This window comes from Pinibacter aurantiacus (assembly GCF_019130065.1).
Taxonomy (GTDB): Bacteria; Bacteroidota; Bacteroidia; order Chitinophagales; family Chitinophagaceae; genus Pinibacter; species Pinibacter aurantiacus.
Map to the genome: position 1 here is coordinate 88,081 of NZ_JAHSPG010000013.1, position 26,165 is coordinate 114,245.

Annotated in this window: 13 protein-coding genes; 3 read left to right on the forward strand and 10 right to left on the reverse strand. The window is 43.3% G+C overall.

The genetic code is table 11. The annotated features are described in order from the left end of the window. Nucleotides 1–242: 242 nt before the first annotated feature. The 3 genes from KTO63_RS16360 to KTO63_RS16370 form a co-directional block, all read right to left on the reverse strand. On the reverse strand, nucleotides 243–1,628 hold the full coding sequence (locus tag KTO63_RS16360) for a TlpA family protein disulfide reductase (protein ID WP_217792463.1): 1,386 nt from the start codon (nucleotides 1,626–1,628) through the stop codon (nucleotides 243–245). Nucleotides 1,629–1,888: 260 nt separating this feature from the next. Next, nucleotides 1,889–2,185, reverse strand: coding sequence for a hypothetical protein (locus KTO63_RS16365; protein ID WP_217792464.1), 297 nt, complete (start codon nucleotides 2,183–2,185; stop codon nucleotides 1,889–1,891). Nucleotides 2,186–2,274: 89 nt separating this feature from the next. Beyond that, a complete protein-coding gene (locus tag KTO63_RS16370; RefSeq protein ID WP_217792465.1) occupies nucleotides 2,275–2,727 on the reverse strand; it encodes an Hsp20/alpha crystallin family protein in 453 nt (150 codons plus the stop codon). A gap of 612 nt (nucleotides 2,728–3,339) precedes the next feature. Here KTO63_RS16370 and KTO63_RS16375 point away from each other — a divergent pair. The 3 genes from KTO63_RS16375 (at nucleotide 3,340) to KTO63_RS16385 (ending at nucleotide 6,097) form a co-directional block, all read left to right on the forward strand. Further along, entirely contained in the window at nucleotides 3,340–4,332 is a 993-nt protein-coding gene (locus tag KTO63_RS16375; protein ID WP_217792466.1) for an SDR family NAD(P)-dependent oxidoreductase, read from the forward strand. 80 nt (nucleotides 4,333–4,412) lie between these two features. Continuing rightward, nucleotides 4,413–5,141 carry an SDR family NAD(P)-dependent oxidoreductase gene (locus KTO63_RS16380; protein WP_217792467.1) on the forward strand — a complete coding sequence of 243 codons (729 nt, stop codon included), beginning with the start codon at nucleotides 4,413–4,415 and terminating at the stop codon, nucleotides 5,139–5,141. Between the two features lie 137 nt (nucleotides 5,142–5,278). Beyond that, nucleotides 5,279–6,097 carry a helix-turn-helix domain-containing protein gene (locus KTO63_RS16385; protein WP_217792468.1) on the forward strand — a complete coding sequence of 273 codons (819 nt, stop codon included), beginning with the start codon at nucleotides 5,279–5,281 and terminating at the stop codon, nucleotides 6,095–6,097. 69 nt (nucleotides 6,098–6,166) lie between these two features. Here the strand turns inward: KTO63_RS16385 and KTO63_RS16390 are convergent, their stop codons facing one another. The 7 genes from KTO63_RS16390 to KTO63_RS16420 all read right to left on the reverse strand — a co-directional run bounded on the left by KTO63_RS16390 (nucleotide 6,167) and on the right by KTO63_RS16420 (nucleotide 26,140). Further along, nucleotides 6,167–9,565 carry a glycoside hydrolase family 98 domain-containing protein gene (locus tag KTO63_RS16390; protein WP_217792469.1) on the reverse strand — a complete coding sequence of 1,133 codons (3,399 nt, stop codon included), beginning with the start codon at nucleotides 9,563–9,565 and terminating at the stop codon, nucleotides 6,167–6,169. A 337-nt stretch (nucleotides 9,566–9,902) separates the two neighbouring features. Beyond that, nucleotides 9,903–17,186, reverse strand: a complete 7,284-nt coding sequence (locus tag KTO63_RS16395) for a glycoside hydrolase family 98 domain-containing protein (protein WP_217792470.1) — start codon at nucleotides 17,184–17,186, stop codon at nucleotides 9,903–9,905. 304 nt (nucleotides 17,187–17,490) lie between these two features. Next, nucleotides 17,491–18,525, reverse strand: coding sequence for a LacI family DNA-binding transcriptional regulator (locus tag KTO63_RS16400; RefSeq protein ID WP_217792471.1), 1,035 nt, complete (start codon nucleotides 18,523–18,525; stop codon nucleotides 17,491–17,493). A 99-nt stretch (nucleotides 18,526–18,624) separates the two neighbouring features. After that, nucleotides 18,625–21,198 (reverse strand): glycosyl hydrolase 115 family protein, encoded by a 2,574-nt coding sequence (locus KTO63_RS16405; RefSeq protein ID WP_217792472.1) that lies wholly within the window; start codon nucleotides 21,196–21,198, stop codon nucleotides 18,625–18,627. A gap of 13 nt (nucleotides 21,199–21,211) precedes the next feature. Beyond that, a complete protein-coding gene (locus KTO63_RS16410) occupies nucleotides 21,212–21,952 on the reverse strand; it encodes an SDR family NAD(P)-dependent oxidoreductase (protein ID WP_217792473.1) in 741 nt (246 codons plus the stop codon). Between the two features lie 75 nt (nucleotides 21,953–22,027). Beyond that, complete coding sequence (locus tag KTO63_RS16415) at nucleotides 22,028–24,379, reverse strand: glycoside hydrolase family 127 protein (protein ID WP_217792474.1); 2,352 nt, start codon at nucleotides 24,377–24,379, stop codon at nucleotides 22,028–22,030. A gap of 402 nt (nucleotides 24,380–24,781) precedes the next feature. Beyond that, the gene (locus KTO63_RS16420) at nucleotides 24,782–26,140 is read right to left on the reverse strand and encodes a glycoside hydrolase family 43 protein (protein ID WP_217792475.1); all 1,359 of its coding nucleotides are present in this window, start codon (nucleotides 26,138–26,140) and stop codon (nucleotides 24,782–24,784) included. Nucleotides 26,141–26,165 lie beyond the last annotated feature (25 nt).

Below are 26,165 nucleotides of genomic sequence, written 5' to 3' on the forward strand. Positions count from 1 at the left end.
AAGTGAGTTAGCTATTTGTTGCAGAATAGGGGTTGATATGTTACATTTTTCTGAAAACGTCTCAAAGAGGGTACACAACGTAACACTTCGTCACAAATAAGCGTCATTTATACACTATATTTAAGTGTAACATTTGAGCCAAAGGTATAACCCATTTTTTTGCATTTCCTCACAAGGAAATCAATACAACTTTTGTGACGGGCACAACTACCTGCATCCCTGCAATTGCGTGAACCGAACGCTTAATTTGAAGCTTTACTTCTTTTTGCCATTGCCGCCGCTAATACTTTGTTCACGTACCTGCCTTTCCCCGTCCCAACTTCTCTGCATATTATTTTTCCTTCAGGATCGACGAGTATTTGTGTGGGAAAAGCAGAAATCTGGAATTTATTTACAATCGCTTTCTTGTCCAGGTCTGTCCTGCTTTGAAAAATATGTAGCCATTCCATTTGCTGTTCAGCAATGATTTTCTTCAACGTGGGCATATTGCCCGGAACATCTACTGCAATGCTTACAACTTGTACTTCTCCTTTGTACTTTTTTGCAATGTCGACAAGGTCGGGTATGGATTGTATACAGGGGGTGCACCACGATCCCCAAAAATCGATGAGCACGAATTTCCCTCTTAGTTTTTGCAGGTTAAATTCATTCCCGTTAAAATCTACTGCTTCTATATTGTAAGCCATTGTGCCGGTATCGATACCGTATGTAGCAGGGCCACTGCCAACATAAGAAAGCTTCAAAGTATCTCCGAAAACCGAAACGCCCGATAGAACATATTTGTTCTTGTTTAGTGAAACGGTATCACCAATGATGTGACGCGCTTTACCAATCACTCTGCCACTGCCATTTTTTTCGATGATATCAACGACAGTACTCACTGAATCGAAAATAATACCTGGCTTATTCCTTGAGAAAATATCAATTGAATAATTACTTGTTCCCATTACAAAAGCGCCCTGCCTGATCTCATTTGTAATCACCTGCACTTTAAATTTTTCAAAAAGTGAATCGCTGGTTCTCATTGGACTAATGGGGGAAACTTGTAGATTACAGGTCATGTCATACACCTGGCCGTGACTTGCGTATTGAAAATTTACGGTGTTAGTGGGCAAGAGTGCGCGTATTTCCTTATCTCCCTTTCGCAAAAATGCAGAATCATATACCATCATTTTGTCGTCACTAAAATCGTGGTTATTGTTGGCGTCAACGATAATCACACGGTTACCTAAGTGGTCCAACCCTGACACAAGGTAAACCACATGTTTAATGGGTTTCCTGCTTAATTGGGTTGTATCGGCATGCCAGGGGCCAATCTGGCTCATGAGATCACGCACGGCATAATCCGGATGTGCTACATAATATTCAAAATAATACTGAGGCGGTTGAAAATCAACCTGCATCATTACTTTTTCCTTTATTGAAACAGGTATACCTGTAAACGGGATAGATCGGTTATGGTTAATACTCAAACCATCCATCATTTCCATCATGACATTGTTGGTAATGGCTTCCTTGTCGATCGATGTTTGCAGGGATACTAATAAAGACGATGAATGTTGGCAGTATGCATTTATCGTAAAAACGATAAACGAAAAGAGGAGGCTTGTTTTACTAATTTTTTTCATAAAATAAAATATCCAAATAAGTTTTTTTGCAATACCAATGTCGGGTCATAACCAACTCCAATGCAACATAAAACCAATTTATAAAGTCTGTGACCTTATACTATCCGGAATATCTAAAAGAGGGTGGTTCGGGTCAAACATTTTTAAGTTCACATACTGTCAGAAAACAGGTCAGGAAAACAGACAATTTAGAATTGGACAGCGCGCCGGCTGAAACATCGGAGTATATTTCATTGCCCGAATTCACTTTTACTTATTTTTCATATTCGCATATCCTTCAATGTTATATACCTGAACATCTCCTTCGTTACTATCTGGACATTTTCCCCAAGCTCTGAAAATGTGCAATAAAGGACTTCCAGGTTCATTGGCAATCCATCCTTTGTTTCCATCAAGTCAAGATGAATAACGCCTTCATTCGAATTGACAGGACGTCCTTTAAGCAATCCGAACAAATGGCGGGCAAAGGTTCGGTCCTTACCTATTTCTAACGTTCCGAAAGATTCGACGTCATCACAGGTTTTAACATTGATGATGATATAAAATCCGGTTCTCATAACGTTCACTTGCTGTTCGTGATTTAAATATTGTAAAAGGACGGAAGGCTTTCTTCCGCCCTTTTACATGATGCATGGATGCAGCAATCTTACTGCACCTGGATGACTTGGGACACATTTTTACTGTCTTCTTTTTTAGGAAGGACAACCTGCAAAACACCGTCCTTATAACTTGCAGTGATCCTGGTGCTATCCACCGCTTCATTCAGGTTAAAACTTCTTGAAAAGGTTTGCTGCCTGTATTCACGGCGAATCCATTCCTCCTCTTGTTGTTCGTCCCTTTCCGCATGTTCATAGGAAACAGTTAGCACATCCTTATTCAGCTGCAACTTAAAATCTTCTTTCCTGAGCCCGGGTGCCACCAGGTGCAGTTCATAGCCGGTCGCAGTCTCGCGAATATTGGCAGGCACCTGAATGCGGGGCCGACCATTCATGAAACACGAATCGTCAAAAAAACGATTCAGATTGTTTTGGAAGATTTGATCGACAATACTTCCAAAGGCTGGCACGCGGCCATTTTCTTTTTTAATAATGCTGTTCATAATTCCTCCTTTTTAAAACGCCATAGGCAACCGGAATGCCAAGGGCAAAAAATGATTTTTTGACAGGAAAAATTTTCAGTTGCATGGCCGCGGTCGAGTACTGGTTTCGTATTACAATTGAACATCAATTAATTTGGGGTAGTGGATATCCAGAGGTGCTGCCAAAAATTCTTTTGCTGCTCTTTCAACGTTCACGCGAAATCATCAAACAATGTTTTACATCCTTCATTCGTCGAGATAATTTGATGCCGGGAATTTTGTTAATTTTTTTTTAACGTGTACTAAAATTTGTGCTCCTTTTTAACACTTTATGGAAATTGGAAAAGAATCTTCCAGGAAAAAACAATCATTCTGCAAGCTGTTTGAAACACGAAATCCTATACAATGTTTCATCGTATAATTTCGCATTTCTTCGACTTTGACTTATAGGGAACGATTTGTTCTGTACATCTATTCTGTAATCAATTCATCAAAGTGCGTTCTCTCCTTACTGATTTCATAAGATATCAGCATGACAATTATGCGGCCTTTTGAACAAAGCAAATTAGGTCCTTTAAACAAAGTCGTCGCTCGTAAGGCTTTCTACTTTTGTCTTAACAAAACAAAAGAAAAATGGAACAGAACAATTACCAGGGAGCCTTGCAACACCCAATCGGGTCCGGCTTCAACGCAAAATCAACCACCGCTGACGTAATCAAAGGCATTGACCTTACAGGCAGAATTGCCATCGTAACCGGAGGTAACACAGGCATTGGCCTGGAAACAACACGCACGCTCGCGGCTGCCGGAGCAACGGTTATCGTACCCGCACGGGACATTGAGAAAGCAAAGAAAAACCTTGAGGGCATTACGAATGTCGAGATCGAAGCAATGGACCTGATGTCGCCGGCATCTATTGACGCATTTGCAAACAGCTTTATCGCTTCAGGAAGACCGTTGCATTTATTGATTAACAACGCAGGCATCATGTGGGTACCTCTACGCAGGGATAGCCGGGGTATTGAATCGCAATTGGCCACCAATTATTTCGCCCTGTTCCAACTCATTGCAAAACTATACCCTTCGCTTAAAAATGCTAACGGCGCAAGGGTGATCAATGTCTCTTCACATGGACATCACTTCGCACCTTTCAATTTTGATGATCCCAATTTCCAGCAATGGGAATACGATACGCTACAAGGCTACGGACAATCTAAGACTGCGGTAAATCTCTTTTCGATGGAGCTGGATAATCGTGTTCAATCATCCAACATAAGAGTGTACGCTGTACATCCAGGTTCCATTGGTGGTACTGAATTAGGACGAGAGGCTCCGCTGGAATTGTTTCAGAAAATGGGTTTTGTAGACGCAACCGGTAACCTACTACCTGAAGTTGCTGCATCATTAAAGACGATACCGCAAGGTGCGGCTACTACGGTTTGGTGCGCTACCAGCCCATTGTTAAATAACATCGGGGGCGTGTATTGCGAAGACGGTGATATTGCTGAATTGTGTGCAGATATTTCTTGTCAGAAAGGTGTAAATCCTTATTCTCTCGACAAAATCAGCGCAAAAAAATTATGGACATTGACTGAAGACATGATCGGTTTGAAGTTCAATCCATAACAGCCATCCACTCCTCAAAATACTTCCTTTCAATGAGAAGCAAGTCAATTCATATTACCTGATTTATTAAACATACAAGAATGAAAAATTTAGACAGCAAGGTCGCTGTAATTACCGGCGGCAATAGCGGCATCGGATATGCTGCTGCCAAAAAACTAAAAGAAAATGGCGCCAATGTCATCATCACCGGAAGAAGAAGGGAGGCTGTCGAAAAGGCCTCTGTTGAGCTCGGTGTAACAGGCATGATTGCCGACCAGTCCAGGTTAACTGATATAGTAAACCTTGTGGAACAGGTTAAAGCGCAATTCGGCAAAGTAGACATTTTGCTTGTCAACGCAGGTATTACCAAATTTTCAACAATTGAACAGATTGAAGAAACCCAGTTTGATGAAATGATGGACGTCAATTTCAAAGGCGCTTACTTTACCCTGAGCCGATTTATTCCTTTGCTGAATGACGGGGCATCAGTGATCATGCTTTCTTCAACATCGGCAACAATATCTCCTAAAGGCGCTTCCGTGTATGCCGCAGGCAAAGCAGCTATAAATGCAGTGGTGAAAATCGCGGCACTTGAACTGGCACCCCGAAAAATACGCGTAAATGCCGTAAGTCCAGGCCCCATCGCTACGGAGATTATGAATAAGATCGGCTTGAATGAAACCCTGGAAAATCAATTGCTGCAAAGCGTTCCCCTTGGAAGAATGGGTAAAGCAGAAGAAGTAGCCGGCATGATCCATTATCTTGCAGGAGAAGATGCATCATTCTTAACGGGTGCTAACTTTTTAATAGACGGCGGACAATCTGTTTAGAAATCACAATAGTCAATAATAAAAAGGAAGGTGAAGTACAAGCGCACCTCCTTTCCTTATTGAAAATAGCTTTTGAATCAACCAAAGCTTGTGCTATTTTCTATTTTTGCATTATTGGCTTCCTTAAAAAAAATAGCATGGAATACAAAGCCCGGTACATTACGGAAGATATAAAACTGTCCAGTTACGAAGACAAATTTTTCAAGTCGGACATTATGTTTGATCAGCACATGCTGGTATGGTTTCTATCCGGCGAAACAAAGATCGTGCAGGCAGATTCCACCTACTTTTTCGGGAAAGGCGATATTTTCCTTATTCCCAGAAATCAATTGGCCACTATCATCAACTATCCCAAAGACGGTCATCCGCACAAGACAGTAGTGATGCACCTATCAGAGGAAAGGCTCAGAAATTTTTATGCCAACAGAACTATAAAACCGAAGACGTTACAATCGCACAAAATATACAGCTTTAACAATCACCCATTGCTGGAAAGCTGCCTGGCTTCACTCATTCCATATTTTGACATGAAGAATATTCCGGAGGATATTGCCTCTATTAAAATTACCGAAGCCATCAGTATTCTCAGGACACTCGATAATGAAATTGATGGTGTGCTTACAAATTTTGAGGAGCCAGGTAAAATCGACCTGGTCGACTACATGGAAAAGAATTTCATGTTCAACCTGCCAATGGAAAAGTTCGGCTACCTTACCGGTAGAAGTCTTACGACTTTTAAAAGAGATTTTAAGAAGGCTTTCAGCATGACACCACAGCGTTGGCTGACTCAAAAGCGCCTGGAGCTGGCGCATTACCAACTTACTGAAAAAAAGAAAAAACCATTGGACGTCTGTTATGAAGTGGGTTTTGAAAACCTTTCACATTTTTCGTTCGCTTTTAAAAAACACTTCGGATTTGCACCCAGCTATCTGATCAATAAAGGTGTAAGCCATTGACACATTCATTTCCTTAAAAATAAAAATGAGGGCTTGCCGCTCAAAGCGGTTCTCGCCCTCACTTTACTGTTATCTAATTTTTACAAACTTTAAAATTTCTCTTGCTCCTTCCCTATTCATAATGCTAATTACATATAATCCGGCAGGTAAACGACTGATGTCTAATAATTCTTCATTTTGCTTTATCACGTGATTGCTAATGCGTGGTACACCTGCATTGTCGTAAATAAAAAGCATATCGCCTTTCTTCCAGTAGTTACCCAGTTTAACCGTTATATTGTCCTGTGCAGGATTAGGGTAAACTACAACGGATTTATTAGAAGCTGGTTGATCATTCACTAATACAATTTTGGTATCGGAAACGGCAGCACCGGAAACAGTACATGATGCCGGCGTTCCTCCAGAAAACTGCAGATTGTCTATATTGGGCAAGCCATCTGCCGTTGTGCCTTCAAGCCTTACAGTATTTGATCCGCTGGTAACAGCGGCGTTGATGTCAATCGTATTCCAGGTCGTCCAGGAACCGGTGGATGTAAACGAGATATTCGTTACCACGGCGACTCCATTTACAATCAATTTTGCCGGACGGGTATTGGTACTGGCATAACGAACGGTGAATGTTTTTGTTCCGGAAGAGGCAAAGTTAATTTTCCAATTGACACCTGCTCCGGTGAAATTATTGGTATTGGCGAAGCCTGTGCCGGTGTAACCACTGTAGTTCGTATCAATGGTGCCGTCCACCCCGCAAAAGCCTGTTTCGTTTTCCTGCAGGGTACTGACAGCATAACAATTGACGGCATTCCCACCATTATCAACCGGCAACCCTGTTCCGATATAGATCTTGTCCATATGTGTTCCATCTTCTCTATAACCCAGTGTCAGCGTGTGATTGCCAGCTGATAAATAATAAGATTGAAAATTCTCCCATGCCCACACCGTCGCAGTATCCATATTGTTCCATGCGGTCCAGTTGCCATTGTCCATTTTTATCCAAAAGGAATCATCATTGGGACCAAACGCCCTCACACGGGCCCAAAGATTATAAGTACCGGCCGTGGAGATGTTAAAGTCATAGGTAATTTGTCCATCGGCAGTGGAAGGAGGATTAGCTGTGCTATTGTTGCCGGCTTGTACCGTAATATATCTTCCAGCTGATGCAGTCGCATCTTGAGGGGAAGTGAACAGGGAACCAACTGTGCCACATTCAGCCTCCATCCAAACGTCATTGCCAGCATTGCCGGGCGATAACATGAAGTTGTCAATGTACAATTGCTGAGGGGCTGAAGAAAGCGCCTTTAATTCTATGACATTTGTTCCCTGGTTAAGTGTAACGTTTTGTGTTAGGGTATCCCAGTTGTTTAATGTGGAGGTGGCTGTAAAATCGGGCGTTGCCACCTGGCTGCCATTTACAAATAAACCAATTGTTCCGACATCGCCGCCTGTAACAGTATACCGGATACCTAACTGGTAACTACCTGCGCTTTCTACAGAAACCGTATCTCTGACCGCTGCAGTGGAACTGGTGCCAAAACTAAGATAGCCCTGCCCTGTATAGTTGCGTATATTACCTGAAGCGCCACTTGTGACAAGACCAACAATATTTTTATAATCAAACATTTCAGCTTCGTATTGACGGGTGCCCAGGTAAACGGCAGGCATTGATGGCGCACTAAGTGTTGCCGTTGTAAAGGAAGTTAAACGGCCGGTGCCTGAGCCCGCACAATTAATGGTAATGTCTACAGGGCCATTGTGATTTACGGTTAATGTGTAAATACCTCCTGACCAGGACGCCGACAAAACACTTGCCGTGTGATTTGCCCGGTCGGTATAAGAATAGCTTGGTTGTGCAGTGCTCCCATTAATAGTAATAACATCGGTTTTTAAACCGGTATTGAACTCGTCCTGGTAATTGTTGAGATAAATTTTTAATTGGCTGGCCGTTTCCTTTATCACTCCCGCGGTGTACTGTGAAAGTGACAGGCCGATGCTGCTGCAGGTATTGTATTTAAAAGGAATATTGCCGGTGGCTACTTTATTATTCTTATACGGATTGTACACCAACCAACCATTCTCGTGGCGTCCCGCATATATATCCCCTGTATATTCAGAAGGGAACAGGTTATTGAACTCCGTTTGCTTGCTGGCGATTGTGGGCCAGCGGGTGGCATAATCGGATTTATTCACCACTACACTAAAGGTATTGGCCAGGGCATCGCCAAGCTGGTACACTGTTGGAATGGTTGGATAGCGGCCGGTCTTCTTGAAAAAACTGTAGTTATTGGCGTAATTACCATCGCTGTCCATCCTGTAAAGGCCTTCAAATAAATGTTCGGGCGAACTATAAATATCATCATTGCCTCCGGTACTTACGTTTTGTACGACAACAAGTTTTGTTCTATTGATAACCTCCTGCCGGCTTGGTATGCGTACACTTCCGTCAAGTACCTTTCTGAAAATATCTGTCATTATATTATCGAAGTGTGCGAATGTTGACCAGCTTCGCATACTGTAGCCATCTGTAGTAGCGGTACGATTATTTTCTTTAAAACAATTCTGCCAGATAATTTCCGGGCCATCGATAACTGTTTGCCCTGTAAGCATCAGATGTTCCAGGTGTGGAGCAATGCCAGAGGCAAGTGTAAAATTCTGGTTATTGTTGGTGCTGTCTGTCCAGCCCGTATTGTCATAGCGGATGCCGTATTGCCCACTGAATCCAGAAAGGTATGCGCCGAGGCAAAGGCTTTCCATATCATTTTTATACGAACGGGTTGTATATTTTTCGCAAAGGATAAAATTTTGCGCATACTGCTGGCTGGCGGTTGCAAAATTTGCACTGCGTTTGAGCATTCCAATCGGATTAATACTTGGACTGTACTGGTTGCCGCACCAGCTTACAACAAGATAACCTCCATACTTATGACTAAGATTTAATAGATCTGCGAAATGTTGCACACGTGTGGTCCAGGGTGTAGAAACCGGATCACTGGCATCATCAAAACCCCAAAATTGTTCTGCATAATTAAACCCTAAAAAGTTGGGATAGTTTTTGAAAAATTCTTCGTAAACGCTTAGGGCAGTATCAGTAAACTGGGTCATTCCACCGCTGGCAGGCTGAATCATCGCCCACATGCGGTTTTGTGCACAAACCCGCAGCCATGACTTTGCGGTTTCGTAGCCGTATTCTGCCACCTTAAATTGACCCGTTGATACATCGTGATTTATAGAAAGTGAAATGTTCATTACAACATAGGGCCTTATATCCGGTGGAACCAGGTCTATTATTTTTTGCGGATCGGCATAATTCCACGAATCGATATGGATAAGCCACATCGGGCTTGATGGTGAAATGGGTCTTCGCAAGCTCTGCGCATTTGCAGCAAGTTGAAGCATTAAAACACACAAAAAAACTGGAATAAAAGAATGGATACCGGGTATCATTCTTCCTGATGGCGCAAATCGTTTTTGCATTTTGTGAATATTTAAGTTTTGAAGTAATGATTCATTGGCTTTCTTATTGTGGCATCTTCAAAGAACTATTTCACAGTAGCCAATTGTTTTGTCTATAGTAGTCAATTGGACATCCTATACTTTTACCTGAGGGGTCTAAGCATAATTGAGCAGGCGTCATTTGTGACGGGATGTAGATAGTATAGCAGATAATTTTTACGCGCAGGTTACGTGATGAACGTGAAAACAATAGAAGCTGCATTGACACGGGTGAATACTCTTCATCTCGCATGCCTGCCTGGTTGTACAACATAAAAAACAGGTGAGGAAAAATTCCTCACCTGTTATAATTCATGGTTTATTCGATCATCAGACGCAAAGGCTGTTCATTGTTAATGGAAACAAAATACAAGCCCGGAGTCAAGTCTTTTGTAAGATGGACCTGAATTGGTCCTGAAGTATAGCCCTTGATGCTTTCAACATACACTACCTGTCCGCTTAGGTTTGTAATCTTTACCACAACCCCATGGCTTACATCTAATCCTGAAGCAGCAACAATATTGAATGTCCGCTTTGCAGGATTTGGATAGACACTAGCAACTGTAACTGCAGGTATTGTTTTCTGCGTCATCAGGCTTTGAGTGGATAGCAATCCGCTGGCAGGTTCTGTGCCATAAATCAGGTTGGCTCCGTTGTACACCGTTACTCTCGTATTTTCTGAAAGCGAGATAGAAGGCAGCCTGTAAGAATAGTCGTTTCGCTGATCAAATGCACTCCAGTCCTGCTTAGCGATCCGGTAATTGATATCACCGGTGCCCGCTTTTGGATACAGATTGCCCAGTGACGGTGAAAAACTAAACTCGATGTACGTATCGGCGCTATCTGTAGTAGATGGAAACGTCACAAATTTAGCACTCACTTTGTCATTGCCGATTTTCGCATAATCGATCCAATAATTAAGCATTGAGCTGCTTTCTCTGGTGAACCAGTAACGAACTTTCAAATCGCTGTAAGCAATTGGCTGGTTGCCTTCGTTCTTCAACTGTAAAGTGCTACTCATTGTATTGTTTGCACCTGACTTACTCTGGGTGTATGCTTTTACGATAAGCGATGGCGCTGCTACTTGTGGTTCCGTACCCCACACGAGTACTCCATTGCGATACACAGTGATCTTTTCATTCGATGCATACGGCCCGGCAGCTACATAAGAATAATCATCTGCTTCACTGAACAAAGACCAATCGCTGTTCGCAAAACGGGTTTGAATCACGCCTGTATTTCCAGCTATTGCAATGCTACCGGCTGATGGTGCAAAGGCATATTGCATGTATCCGTAACCGCCCTCTCTTACCGGGGAAGCGGGCACATATTGCATTGTTACTTTGTTGTTACCCATTTGAGCATAATCAATCCAGCCATTAACAGTGCCGGTAAAGTTTTCTGGTGTGAACCAGTAGCGAACCGTAAGCTGTTGCAAATTAACCGGGCTGCCACTGTTGTTTACAATTTTGAAATAAGGTTTAATAACGTTGTTGGAACCGTTGCCTCCATCGCCATCGCTATATTGTAATGCAATGTTGAGACTGTTCACTATTAACACTCTCGATACGGTGTCCGCAGCATATTGGTCATTGCCGGGTTGTATAGCAATGATCGTATCTGTTCCAGGTGCAAGCATGTTAACATAACCATTGTTAATAGTTGCAATGCTTGTGTTGGTGATGCTGTAAATTACCGGCAAGCCTGCACTTGCTGTTGCACTAAGCTGGAAGGCCGTGTCTCCAATCAGCTTTGGAGAAATACTGTCGAATGTAATATGCTGTGCCTTGCCTTGAATCGTAAGTATTGTCGAGGCCGAAGCAGGCAGCAATACATCATCTCCCGGTTGGCTGACGGTGATCGTGACCATGCCCTTCTTTAGTATCTGTACCCAATCTCCTGCGACTTTTGCAACCGTCGTATCGCTGCTCGTAAATGTAACTGCACGACCAGATGAAGCAGTAGCATGCAACTGGAAGGCGGTGTCTCCTGCTGTCTTAACAGGAATAGCATCCAGCGTTACGGTTTGTGGCACCGGTACGAGTGAGCGGTACGTAATGTTGTCCATGTAGAAATTAAACCCTGGAGAACTCAGTCCCCACACAAGTTGTGTAGATCCGGACGTAAATGCATCCACAGCTGCATCTGTGGCAATAGAACCTATGTTCCAGTTAATGCTGTCGGTTGAATATTCGAATTTCAGATTCACCGGAGCGTTGCCTTTTGCAGAAGCGCGATACCAGATATTTTGACCTACTGCCGGAATCAGTGTTCCCACCGTCGTGTTCACTAACATACTTAACGAGGTTGCACTGGTAGAACGATAAATTCTAAACTCGGTGCGGGATGTACCTGCATTGTATGCGATAAATACATAACCATTTTTAATTCCCTGCACATAGCCTGTTGTTGCTGTTCCTTCGGGAGAAGAGCCCCTGAGCAGGCAACCCACTTTATAATCGGTGCCGGAAGTGCCGATGCTTTGTTTCCAGGTAACAGAATAATCTGTAGCATCAGTTGGAAACAGGTTCAGATTCACAATACCTGTACCATTTCTTGCACCACCGGTATACGCTCTGAAGCGATTGCTTGTACTACCTTGCGCGTCTGTATAAGAAGCCACGCCTGCCGTAGCTCCGTTAGCTGTACCAATGGTAATATTGGCAGCCGGTGGGTTTTGTGCAGCGGTCGATGCAATGTCCTGGGAGAAAGTATAGATCCTGTTGGAAGTTACGCTTCCTTCAAGCGCGATCGTTTTATCTGTTGCATTGGTGGATGTAATATTGATTGTTCCCTGGTATTTGTTTTCTGCAAGGCCCGTTTTAAGGCGCACAAAAATAATCGTCGAATCAACGGTACCGTTATTGCTTCCAAGAACGATCGATGAGTCAAAATTATCTGACGAAGTGCGTGAAATTTCGAAGTTTGCGGGTGCAGAAATGGTAACATCTCCTGCTAGCGGATGTCCCCATACAATAAAGGAAACAGCAGTTGAATTGTTGGCAGCAAAGGTGCTGTAGCCAAGACCTCCAATGGTCGTTGCAGATGTATTCACAAAAGCGTTTGCAGATACTGTTCCACTTACGCTGAGGCTTTTACTTTCTGCTCCTTGCGAACTAAGATTGATGGCACCTGTATAATTTCCTGCAGACAATCCAGCAATCAATCTTACATACACATTTGTGGACGCAAGTGATGAGTCAGTTGGTGCAAGGCTGACAGCGTTACCAAAACCAGAACCTTCACTTAAAGAAATTTCAAAGTTTGCAGGTGCGGTTACGACAACATTTTGTGCAAGCCTGCTGCCTGATACAAAGAAAGAACGAACCGCGGCACTGCCGCCTGGTAAAACGTATCCGAGATCATTGATGGCACCAGATGCCGTCGCAATAATGATTGGTTTTGATACCGATCCTTTCAGGGATATTACCTTGTCAAACCCACTTGGCTGGCTTGCATAACCAAACGTGAGATTGCCTTCATAGTCAGCTGCCGACAGGTCCTGTTTCATACGAACATAGACAGTTGAAGAAGCAAGACTGCCGGCTGTTGGTGATAAGGTGAGCGAATTGCCGTAGCCACTGCCGGAAACTTTTGACACTTCGAAGGTCGCCGGGGTAGTAATGACCAAGCTGTCGGTAAGTTTAGTGCCAGACACCGTAAATGATTTGCTTGCCGAAGGGCCGCTGCCTTCAGTGTATCCAAAACCTGAAAGTACGGCATCAGATACAGAGATATCAGCAGCTTGCGGCGCTGCATTCATCGTAATGTTGTCTATGTAAAAATCATAAGTGGCAGCCGCGAGGCCCCATACAAATTGTGTGGACCCACTTGTGAAAGCTGGAGAAGCGGCATCGGAAGTTTGTGCGCCGGTGCTCCAGGTAAGGCTATCAGTTGAATACTCCAGTTTCAAAGTAACAGGATTGGTACCGGTTGCGGTTGCTCTGTACCACATCGGTTTATTGGCAACAGGAACAGGGCCTGCAGTTGCGTTCACCAGCATGGTAAGACCAGTGGCACTGGTTGAGCGATAGATCCTGAACTGCGGATTCGCCACACCTGAATTGTACACAATGAAAAGATAGCCTTGTTTAAGCCCCTGTACATAGCCGGTAGTGGCCGTGCCTTCAGGGTTTGTGCCTCTCAGCAATACACCGTTTTTATATTCTTTACCTGCAGCGGGTGCTTCCAGTACCTGTTTCCAGCTTACAGAATAGTTTACCGCGTCACCAGGAAACAAGTTAAGGTTCAATGCCGCTGTTGCGTTTCTGGCACCACCACTATAAGCTTTCAGGTAGTTGCTCGTGCCACTCAGGTCCGTGTGTGAAACAACACCTGCCGTTGCCCCGTTGCCAGTACCAATGGTGATATTGGCAGCTGGCGGATCTGTCGGCGCAGTGCCGGCCGCATCATCTGTAAAGCTGTAAATTTTCTGCAGGGTCACACTTCCGCTCACGCTAACGTTCACTACATTTTCTCCATCCGTAGCACTCACTGCTGCTTTAAAAATATTGGAAGACAATCCAGCTTTCAATCGCACGTAAACTGATGTTGCAGGCAAAGAGTCTGCTACCGGCGATAGGTTAAGTGTACCGGCATAGGCGGATGTATCGCTTAATGAAATTTCATATCCGGTAGGTGCAGTTAATAAAACATTTGATTTAAGAGACTGTCCACTGATAATAAAACGCTGACTGGAAGATGGGCCTGTGCCTTCAGCATAGCTAAATCCATCCAATGCATTGATGTTGGAAGAAAGTTTAGGCGCATCGTATGTTATGTTATCAATCGCCCACGCAAAATTGTTTGCACCTAACCCCCATAACAGTTGTGAAGTACCACTACCGTAAGTATTGTCGGTAAAGGTTGTAGTTTGTCCCCCTTCCCAGTTGATGCTGTCTTTTGAACATTCAAACTTCAGTGTGTTGCCAAAAGCTGTCGCTCTGCACCAGGTAGGTGTATTTGAAGGTACGTTAAATGATGAAGTGTACGTTGCCTTTGCATTTATCCCTGATGAGGTAACAATATAAGGTCTAAGAGTAACAGTGTTGTCTCCATTGTTTTCTGTTACGAAAAGATAACCCTGCTTCATTCCTGTAGCATAAGAGGACGAACCACTGCCGCGCAACAGTACTGCTTTTTTTCCACCTGCTGTTGTTGCAAACTCCTTCCATGTAATGTTGTAATTAGAAGCTGTAGCAAAAAGATCAAGATCTACCACACCGGTACCGTTAACGTTTCCGTTTGAATAAGCTTTGAACGCGTTGCTGGTATTGCCCAAAGCATCCGTGTAGGAAACAACGCCCGCTGTTCCTGCTTTTAAGGTAGTAACAAGCGCTGCGGGATTTGTAGCCGTTGTTGTCGCCGTATCACTGTTGAAATGATAGATATCCACCGAACCGGCAGACAGTACAAAGTTGTCAATATTCATGCTGGATGAAGCGGCAGCTCTTGCTCTTAGCTCAATGGTGTTGGCGCCTGCTCTTAGTGTTACGGGCTGCGCATTGATTTTCCAATCGCTTGCAGAAGTTGTTTGTGTAAATGTTGGCGATGCAACTTTTACATCGTTGACATATACATCCAGCGTGGTAACATCTGCGCCGGTCACAGAATATTTGGTTTGCAGCAAATAACTTCCCGGCTGCAGCACGTTCACAGTTTGGCGAACCGCAGCAGATGCGCTTGTGCCAAGTTGCAGATAACCCTGCCCTGTGTAATTGCGGATGCTGCCTGAGTAACCACTTTTTACGATGCCGGAAATATTTTTATACTCAAAAATTTCCGCTTCGTATTGGCGGGCACCGGCGTATGCAGCCGGACGATCAGGAGCAGCAAGGGTTGCAGGGGTGTACGTTGTTAAACGACCTGTTGCCGTGCCTGAACAATTGATGGTAATGTCTAACGGCCCATTGTGCATGATCGTTAAAGTGAACACACCTCCCGACCAATTTGCGGAAAGGCTGCTGGCCTGATGGTTTGCCCTGTCGGTATATGACCATGTGGGCTGCGAGCTGCTTCCATAAATTTTGATGACATCTTTTTTAAGAACAGGGTCGATCTTATTGTCGTAATTGTTCAAATATATTTTAAGCTGGTTGGCAGTTTCTTTTACTACACCGGCCGAGTATTGCGAAAAGGTTAACTCCAGGCTGTCAGCGGTGTTGTACTTGAAGGGAATGCGTCCGCTTGCGGTTCGAACCGTTTTGTAAGGGTTATAAACCATCCAGGCATTTTCGTGACGACCGGCGAAAATATCTCCCGAATATTCCTGTGGAAACAAGCTATTGAGTTCATTCAATTTGGCATCGGTAGTTGGCCAATGCGTGTTATAATCAGAACGGTTTATTTTTACCGAAAAAGAATTGGCCAGTGCGTCAGACAATTGGTAAACAGTGGGAATGGTCGGATACCGTCCTGTCTTCTTAAAAAAAGAATTGTTATTCTGATAGTTACCATCCATTTGATACAAGTTCTGAAACAGTGTTTGCGGTGAACTGTACACCGAATCCACAGGGCCGCTGTTTACATTATTGATGATAGCAACCTTCGTTCTCTTAATGACTTCTTCGCGTGTTGGTATGCGTACGGTACCATCCAGTACTTTGCGAAACAGATCGATATTTACATTATCGAACTGGGAAAAAGTGTGCCAGTTACGCGCTGTATAACCATTGCTTGTTGTTACCGGCCCGGTCTCTTCGAAACACTGCGTCCAGATCAATTCAGGACCATCGACAACTGTCTGACCGGTAAGCATGGCATGTTCCAGAACAGGCGTTGCAGCAGTACCCATGGTAAAACTTCCCGGGGTGTGCGTGCCGGTAGAATCGGTCCATCCCGTATCGTCATAACGAATACCATAGTTACCGCTAAACCCGGAAAGATATGCTCCTAAACAAATGCTTTCCATGTCATTCTGATAACCTGTAGTGGTGTATTTTTCGCAAAGGATAAAATTCCTGGTGTACTGTTGGCACGCTGAGGCGAAAGCAGGATTGCGTTTGAGCATGCCGATAGGATTGATGTTGGGACTGTACTGGTTACCGCACCAGCTTGCAATCACATAACCACCATACTTATTACTCAGTTTCAGCAGATCCGCAAAATGCGTTATACGATCGGTCCAGGCTACGGACAAAGGGTCGTTGCCAGCATCAAATCCCCAGAATTGTTCGGCATAGTTAAAGCCGAGGAGGTTTGGATAATTTTTATAGAGATCTTCATAAACAGACAGATCTTTTTCAGTGAACCGGATTTGCGTCATACCACCACTGGCAACCTGGATGGTGGCCCACATCCTGTTTTCAGCGCACACCCTTAACCATGATTTGGCGGTTTCATATCCATATTCAACGATATTATAGCGTCCCACAGAATCATGACTGATGGATAGTGAGATATTCATGACCACATAGGGCTTTATATCTGCGGGAATAAGATCAATGATCTTTTGAGGATCCGGGTAGTTCCATGTATCAATATGCATGAGGTACATGGGGCTATTGGGAGAAACGGGCCTACGCAGCGTAACGTTTGAAGACTGTGCGATGGCACCAAGCTGCACAATAAGGGCCCATAAAAACAGGGCAAGAGTCTTTTTCATTTTAATGGCGTTCGTTTTGATTTTAGATATGGCAATTAAAGCTTACCGGCATATTTCAACAAGCACAGCTTTAAATAGGAGCTCTAAACTATCCTAAGTAACATTAGAAGAAGGTCACACTTAACTTAATTCGTAGCACAAATGTTCAACTGATTAATTCTATATGAATAATTCATTGCAGCAATAGGTGGGAAATACATATCAATCATGTAAATATCAATTTGTAAAGCGAAAGGATCATCAAACAGTCCTCTTAAAACATCCATGCAGTAAGGAGGGTCTGAACCTGGAATGATTTTATTTTCTAAGAAGATTTCCGTCGCAGCGAGGAAGCTCTTACGATAATGCCAGATCGAAGTATTATGCTACCGGCTGCATTAATTATCCTGCTGCCCGAAAGTTGATTTATGAGGCTGCGCATAGCAATTTCGCCCATTTCATAACACGGATAATTCACGGTAGTGAGGTGAGGTTCTATCATTTCGGCAACAGGATCATTATTGAACCCTGCAAAACAAATATCCTCCGGCACTTTATACCCTGCTGCCTTTATCGTTTGCAGACAATGCGCCGCGCAAATATCGTTAGCCGCAAAAACACCATCGGGTCTTTCTGCCATCCGCAGTATTTTTTCACCTGCTTCAATGCCGGCTTTCTCGTCCAGTTTATTAATGAGGAGGAGCTCATCACTGCATACCAACCCTGCTTCCAACAATGCATCTCTATAGCCCCTGTATCTCTCTTTGTATTCCGCTCGCGCTTGATTTCCACCTATATGCAATATTCGTTTACAACCTTGACCGATCAAATGACGCGTAATGTCATATGCATTTCGATAATTATCAATTACGACGTTTAAATTACCGTTACCCTCAAACACACGATCAAAAAAAACAACAGGAATTTTCTTGTCAAAAAACAATTTAAAGTGCTTCATGTTTGTTGTGTCACAAGCCACAGACACCAACAAACCTCCTACCCTGTTATTAAACATTGTGTAGACTCTTTCTTTTTCCATTTGCATGGACTCCATTGACTGGCTTATGATGATCCTGTAGCCATATTCACTGGCCACTTCTTCCATGCCCGCTATAACAGAAGATATAAAGTGGCTGTTAATTTTTGGAACAATAACGCCTAAGACATTTATTTTTTGCATTCTGAGATTCCTGGCAAAACTGTTGGAACGATAACCCATTTCATGCGCTGCTTCCAACACTTTTTTCCTGGTGCGGGAACTGATAGCATGATGATTGCTCAAACTACGACTAACTGTTGCCGGGGAAATGTGCAAACTCTTTGCGATGTCATAAATAGTCACCTCTCTACCTTCCTTCATAACAGATTAAATGATGTTCATGTATCTTGCTTTTATCAATTGCTGTTACTGTACATCGTTATATTGTAAGCTGAAGCGGACGAAATCGTTCACACACGCTTAGTGTATAACCAATGTTTCTTTGGGTCCCAGATAACTTTTCTGTAAGCCGCCAAAATCTATGAGTATCTTTTGCAGAACCATTCCGGGATTGAGCAGCTTTATTCTAATAATATGTTTTGTTTTTCCAGATAGTATATGCCTTGACGACTGCTCTATAATGTTGTCTGATACCCAACGTCCCCAAATTCTTCCGTCGCTATCATTGTTATTGATCGATACCACTTGAGCGTTTTCTTCATCCACGGTAATTTCATATTGCAGGCCGTTGAGGCTGTTGTGAAAGTTAAGTGTGGGAGAAAAGAATGTATGAATTTTGAAAGCACCAGTGTCGTAAGCATAAAACTCGTATTCAAGGACCGGCTTCTGTGCTGCCGATTCGAAGCTGGAATAATTCGCAGCAAACAATTCAACGCCATCGCCGTCACGCCCTATGCCGGGTATAATCCGGTATTGTAAACCATCGGCAGCTGTCTGGCGCGTATAATGAGATGCCTGCATACTTATATAACCATCCAGCTCATAAAAAAGGCGCCCTTTGCTTTTGGCCGGAACCTCAGCACGCGCATAGATTTTACTTTTTCCAGGATCTTTCCCAGCAGCAAGCAACGAATCAGTGCTCACATAAAACACATCAGGCATTTTCTGACGACGTGGCTCCTGCCAGGAAGTGTAACCGATATGCGTCTGGTCCATCATGTGATTCCATTTTCCATTTGCTATTTGATGATACTGTTGGGTGATAACAGAATCTTGCGCAAAATATTTTTTTGCATCGTCTGCATATTTGTTAGCCAATACATTCTTTGCCCTGGATAAAGACCGGTTCATAGCAACCGCACTATACAGGTGCTGTAAGTTTGCACACGCTTTAACTGGATGCAATACAAGTTGAAAGAAAGCGTCCTGGTAATCTTTAGGAATAACTTCATATACACCTTCCGCTCTTTTGAGTAGTTGGTCCCACTGTTCATTTATCCTGTTTGATTCGTCATAGTTGTCTATACTATAAGTTGTTTCATTGAGCAGTTCTGGTTTTCTTCTCGCATTGTACTGTGTATAAAGTTGAATAATATTGCCAATCTCGCGTCCATATTGAGCACCAAATTGCTCGGTTGCCCATTGCGTATAGTAAGAAAGCAAGTTGTCAGGGTTCCACTTATTCACATTCCAGGCATAGTCCAGGAAAAAGGAAACCGGAAATTCCATTGGCTTCAAATCACCCACGTTCACAATCCAGATTTGCCGTGCATTGTATTGATAAGCAAGATGCATTTGTTCCCATACCCTCGAAATATTATTTGTGTTGAGCCATTTGTAATTCCTGGGACCGCCAACGTAGTCAAAATGATAATAAATGCCATATCCGCCTGCTCGTTGTTTCTCCTTGAGAGAAGGAAGTCGCCGGATATTTCCCCAATTGTCGTCACACAACAGCAACGTCACGTCATCGGGCACACGCATTCCTTTATCATAATAATCCTGCACCTCTTTATACAGCGCCCAGACCTGGGGCGTTTTTGAAGCGGGTTTCTGTGTAACCTCTTCAATAATTTTACGCTGGTTGGCCACAATCCTTTCCAACAAATGAGTAGCCGTACCGGTAGTCATTGGTTCATCGCCATCTCCGCGCATGCCAATAGTGACAATGCTTTCATGCGATCCCATATTTTCTATCCCCTTTTTCCAAAAACTATCCAGCCCTGTAGCATTGATGGTATAGTCCCAGGCACCTTTACCGTAACGTTTCCATTCCTGCTGCGCCCTCAGCATTGGCTCGTGATGAGAAGTGCCCATCACAATCCCCCATTTATCGGCTATCACGGGATTCAGCGTATCGTCATCGTTAAAAGCATTACCCCACATGGCAGGCCACAAATAATTGGCCTTTAGTCTAATCATTAATTCAAACATTTTTTCATAGACCAGGTGGTTTGCACCACCAAACTTTTCTTTCGCCCACCCGCTAAAAGCAGGCGCCTCGTCATTAATAAAAATACCCCTGTATTTTATGGAAGGAGGCCCAAAGGATGCTGCTCCTTTTTTAACGTATACTTCCTTTCTTTTTTTAACCGGAACATCTGCCCACCAGTACCATGGAGAAACACCCATTTGGCGAGAGAGTTCAAATGCGCCATAGGCCGCGCCCCTTTTGTCGCTGCCTGCAATAACAAAGGCCTGTTGTATTGCTGCTGTAGGATGAGCTACGGACTGCAGCGCAAAAGCCTCCCGTTGTCCGGACAATCGGTTGAGGCCTGAAATTTTCATTTTCCAATCTCTTAATACACTACAATTTTGGATGGTTCCCAAGATGATCACATTTTTTAAGGAACCAGAAAGAGTATGCACGATTGCCGGCTGTTTGCCGGTAACATTGGCTATGTCCTGTTGTAATAAAGAAGCTGTTTTTTGAACAAGCCAGTCATCATTTTCGTCAACATAAATGGCCGTTGTCGCCGATGAAGTAACCACCGGAAATGCGCCTGCTTCATTTTTTTCTGTTACCAACGATTGGGCAAAAGAAGGAAGGGACAACAAACATCCAATCAGTATTCCTAATAAATAATTTCTCATAAAGCACTCGTTATTAAAATCCAATAGAATTCCCTCCATCAACAGGCAGAACAACACCGGTTATATATTGTGCCGCATCTGATGTCAGAAATAAAGCAGCGTCGCCGATGTCAGCGGGATTACCCAAATATCCCATTGGCGTACGCGACATTACTTTCTGCTTTCTTTCGGGATCGTTGTTCAGGGCTTTTGCGCTCATATTGGTAGCAATAAAACCCGGGGCTATGCAGTTAACCCTGATGCCTTGCGGAGAAAGTTCAACCGCCATAGCCCTTGTCATTCCTTCTATGGCAGCTTTCGATGCCGTGTAAGCGATCACTTTAGGCAAGCCATATTGAGATGCCATGGAACTGATATTAATGATGCATCCCGGTTTATTGTTGGTGAGCATTGCTTTTACAACTTCGCGGGATAAGGAAAATGCAGCCGTTACATTGGTGAGAAGTATTTGTTGAAATTCTGCATCACTCACTTCAGTAAATTCTTTTTTAAGATTGATGCCGGCATTGTTTACCAAAATGTCGATGCGGCCATGCTTGCGAAAAATATCATCCACCAGTTCTGGAATTACCGAAAGATCAGTTAAGTCGCAAACCATGATTTCACAATAAGATCCCAGGCTTTGTGCAGCCTCAAACAGTTTTTGTTTATCTCGTCCCACAATAATTGTATGGATAGATGCCGTCACAAATTTTTCAGCCATGGCCAAGCCTATGCCCGAGCCGCCTCCGGTAATGATTGCAATTTTTTTCATACGTGGATTGACGTTAAATTTTTAATGAAATAAAAAAGGTCCAACGCAAGTTCCATTTCAGTTTGGATTCTTATTTTAAAAAGTTGATTCCCTGAGCAAACGCAGCTCGTAAATATTGGGGATGCTTTTATCTGCCTTTGCTTTGAATAGAACAGTTATCCGCGGTTCGTTTAAAAATTTCGGAGGAAGATTTATAAACTTTGTAACGAACTCGTTGCCATCTGCTCCTTTCAAATCAATCAGACCAATATATTCACCATTGGCAAAAATTTCAACCTGCCGGTCCTTATCTGCCCCGTAAAGCACCAAAGCCAGTTTACCAGCCTGCTTGTCGATGTTTTTTAGATCATAGCTGAACCATCCGTTACCATTTCTAAAATGTCGCTCGCGGAAAAAACCTGTTTTTGTATTTTCACCTTTAAAATTATGATCGGCTTCTGGTTGTTGCTCGCCCATATATACCACATCGAGTGTAGCCGCGTCTAGTCGTTGTTTCTCCAGTTCCTTTTGCTGCAATGCAGCCTGAAACTTCGGCAGTTCATTTTTTGAAACATACGGCCAGTAAACAATATAGCGGCTGTCCTGTACCTGGTAGAATGGGATCAGCTTTAACTGTTTGAATTTCTCCTGGCTAACCAATCCCTTTACAGAAAATACCAGTTTGCCGGAATCTGTTTCGGTTGGCAGACTGTTTTTTGCTGTATCATCAATAATCAATAAAGGTGCGTCAGCCAATGAGACAAGTTTCCCTCCTGCAATATGCCCCCAACGGCTGTCATCCGCTTTGATTCCCTTGAGATCGGTACTGTCAGTTGCCGCTGCAAGTACAATTGGCCCGTGTAAAAAAGCCAGCCAATGACTGCTATCAGGCAAGATCTCAGCGGTTGTTTTCATGGGAAGTTTTACAGTAATTACATCTCCCTGCTTCCACTTGCGTTGAATTGAAAGATAGCCATCGTTTGCAGGCATAACACTTGCCCGTTGCCCATTTACGGTAACTTCCATCGCGCCGCTTATCCACGAAGGCTGGCGTATTTTAAGGGTTAACTTCACCGGTTTGCGAGCAGAAATTTTAAGTTGTGTCGTCTCTGAAAAAGGAAATGTGGTTTCTTGTTTCAGTTCAAGATCTTTCTCCTTCCATTGCAGTTTGGACGCAACAAAAAGATTTACATATAATTCGCTGCTATTATGGGCATAAATCAATTCGCCATATTTAGCATGGTTTTCCATCCCTGTTCCTACGCAACACCAAAATGATTGTTGCGGGGAAGAATATACTTTGTAATGATTGGGCCTGATAGGTGTAAAATAAACAAACCCACCGCCGGGATGCTCCGACGACAGTATATGATTATACATTGTCCTTTCATAGTAATCCATATAGCTGGCAAGCGGCTTTGACAGAAACAATTCTTTTGTAAGTTTCAACATGTTATAGCTATTACATGTTTCCGGTCCTTCCCTTGATTCCAGCATTGGCATAAAATCGTCGACGGGATTAAAATGTTCACGAACACTGTTTCCACCAAAAGCAACACTTCGGTTATGGGTTACCGTTTGCCAAAAAAAATCAGCAGCAGACTGCCACTGTTGATTACCGGTTAGTTGAGCAATGCGCATGAATCCAACTACCTTTGGAATTTGCGTATTGGCATGCAGGCCCGTAAGGGAATCTTTCTTTTCCAGCAGCGGTTTCAGAATCTGCTGATGAGAAAAACGCTTTGCGAGTTCAAGATATTTGGGGTCTTTTGTTATATAAGCAACATTGGCAAAAACCTCATTCATTCCACCATGTTCGTTGCCGAGCATCTGCTGCATTTGTGCCTCAGTAAGCCCTGCCGTCAATGTCCAGCACCATTGCGAGAGTCCAACAAGTATTGTTTTTGCTTTTTCGTTACCGGTCAACAGATAAACATCTACCAATCCCGAATAAAGTTTATGAATATTGTACCATGGCGCCCACCTGCTATAAATTGCACCTACATTTCCTTTAGCTATTTCGGCCCACAACTTCTTGCCATTGGGAATACCACCTACATATCCATTGCCGTTAGCTTTCTGGCACTTTTGCAACCAGTCGAGCATATAATTCAATTTCTCAAGGTAAACTGCCTTGCCGGTTACCTCATACATTTGTGCACAAGCGCTAAGATAATGGCCGCCAGTATGTCCATCCAGACCATCGCTTTCCCAATTGCCGTAATTTTCTTTTAGTGGCGTTATCCCGGCATCTTTCATAAAAGGAGCCAGCAACCGGTCCTCATCGAGGGAGAGAATATAGGCGTCATCATCCTGTTGAGCTTTACTAAACGGGCTTTCAGACAATTGAACGGCCGACAGTGGAAAAGTTTCCAGTATAGCAGACTGGCCCCAAGAATACACAGGTACAAACAGGCCTATAATAATAACAGATAAAATATATTTCATGGCTCAAAACGTTTTAAATAAAAGCAGCTAAGGAAAAATCAAGTTTTGTCATTTTTTCTTATGCTCGTTCCATCCCATCTCTTCAATGCTTTCAAATCCAAATCAATTCTTTGTTTTCATGGAAGATTGAGAGAGTTCTTACACCCTCTCAATTTGCTTTCCATCGTACAGAAACCATTAACCCAAAATGGGTCATAGAGGTTAAAGAAAGTCGAATACTAAAGACTAAATGTAAAAAGACGGGTGTCGATTGAATAGATCAATTGATGAAATGATTGCTACAAATGTTTAGCCTCATTGAGAGTGCCGAAATGCACATTTTTCTACTCGTTTATTTTTACTGAAACAGATTTGGTATTTTCTTTTGCTTAATTCATTGTCTCATCGGGCACGTACCAATGTTTATTTTGAAAACATCCAGTAGTCGAAATACATAAGCCTTCCGGGTTTATCGCCTTTAAACACAAAAAACAAATCATGTACTCCGGAAACTTTTGCTATGTCTGATTGAACCAGGGCCCACCTGTCATCTCCCCCGGTCAGTGGCACGTTCAACGTTGCAATGGAAGGTCCATCTTTTGCGTCCAGCCGAACCTCCATTGTTACGCCTGTATTGTGTGTCGTACCTACTCTTGCCCTGAATTTCGTAGCACCTTGTTTTGAGAAATCCACGTTTTTGACTTGTATAAATGCATTGTTCTGCATAACATTTACAAAAGCGCCCACTTCTTTGCTCTGTGAAGCTTTTACGCCTTCCGACCAGGCAATGGTCTCAGCTTCAGTTTTCTCGTAAGGGTTTAAACCTTGTAACGCTTTTTCAATACCATGTGTCATTTTCATGGGCAGTATAGTGCCGTCTTTATTAAATGCTGCTTCCTGCACGCAAACTGAACGCGTAAACCCACCGCCGCCGGGCAATGCTCCATTATGGTAAAAGAAATAGGTTTTGCCCTTATAATCTGCGATACCGGGATGATTTGTAAAACTCTTACCTTCTTTTGGCATCAATGTTCCCGCATTTTTCCAGGGGCCCGTAGGACTGTTGCTGGTCGAATAGCCGATATGCTCGGGAATGGGACCACCCGCCCAAAGCAGATAGTACAAGTCTTTACGTTTGTATAGCCATGGACCTTCCTCATATAAAGTGGGCCTGCCTTTCACGTTGCCTTCGCGTTTGCCGAAAGATTCTTCCGTCATGGGAACGGGTACGGCTTCGCCATTTAAAGAAATCATATCTTCATTGAGTTTGGCATAATAGCAGTCCGGATTACCCCAGTACAAGTATGCCTGTCCATCTTCATCAATGAACACAGAAGGATCGATGTCTCCGGCACTCACACTTACCAGTGGTTTTCCCAGTGGATCAATAAATGGACCGTAAGGATTGTCGGCAACAGCCACACCAATAGCTGAACGTCTTTTTTCACCCATTTTCACGGGCGCATATAAATAGAATTTCCCGTGCCGTTCCACCACCTGTATGGCCCAGGCATCACCGATGGCCCAATCAAAAATCTTATAGGAGGCCACCGCCCCGTGATCTGTCCAGTTAACCATATCCTCTGTGGTGTAAAGTTTCCAGTTATTCATTACGAACCAGGTAGAATTGTCTTCGTCATGGCTCGTATATAAATACAGTTTACCGTTATATACCAGCGGTGCTGGGTCCGCTGTATAATTTGTCTGCACTATAGGATTTTGAGCGCTCGAAATGCCTACGAGACTTACACAACACACAATGAACAATATTATTTTTTTCATGCCTTTGTTGTTTTTTTGATATCAG

Coding starts and splice junctions, on each gene's coding strand:
- KTO63_RS16360 (WP_217792463.1), bottom strand. CDS start 1,628: ATGAAAAAAATTAGTAAAACAAGCCTCCTCTTTTCGTTTATCGTTTTT.
- KTO63_RS16365 (WP_217792464.1), bottom strand. CDS start 2,185: ATGAGAACCGGATTTTATATCATCATCAATGTTAAAACCTGTGATGAC.
- KTO63_RS16370 (WP_217792465.1), bottom strand. CDS start 2,727: ATGAACAGCATTATTAAAAAAGAAAATGGCCGCGTGCCAGCCTTTGGA.
- KTO63_RS16375 (WP_217792466.1), top strand. CDS start 3,340: ATGGAACAGAACAATTACCAGGGAGCCTTGCAACACCCAATCGGGTCC.
- KTO63_RS16380 (WP_217792467.1), top strand. CDS start 4,413: ATGAAAAATTTAGACAGCAAGGTCGCTGTAATTACCGGCGGCAATAGC.
- KTO63_RS16385 (WP_217792468.1), top strand. CDS start 5,279: ATGGAATACAAAGCCCGGTACATTACGGAAGATATAAAACTGTCCAGT.
- KTO63_RS16390 (WP_217792469.1), bottom strand. CDS start 9,565: ATGCAAAAACGATTTGCGCCATCAGGAAGAATGATACCCGGTATCCAT.
- KTO63_RS16395 (WP_217792470.1), bottom strand. CDS start 17,186: ATGAAAAAGACTCTTGCCCTGTTTTTATGGGCCCTTATTGTGCAGCTT.
- KTO63_RS16400 (WP_217792471.1), bottom strand. CDS start 18,525: ATGAAGGAAGGTAGAGAGGTGACTATTTATGACATCGCAAAGAGTTTG.
- KTO63_RS16405 (WP_217792472.1), bottom strand. CDS start 21,198: ATGAGAAATTATTTATTAGGAATACTGATTGGATGTTTGTTGTCCCTT.
- KTO63_RS16410 (WP_217792473.1), bottom strand. CDS start 21,952: ATGAAAAAAATTGCAATCATTACCGGAGGCGGCTCGGGCATAGGCTTG.
- KTO63_RS16415 (WP_217792474.1), bottom strand. CDS start 24,379: ATGAAATATATTTTATCTGTTATTATTATAGGCCTGTTTGTACCTGTG.
- KTO63_RS16420 (WP_217792475.1), bottom strand. CDS start 26,140: ATGAAAAAAATAATATTGTTCATTGTGTGTTGTGTAAGTCTCGTAGGC.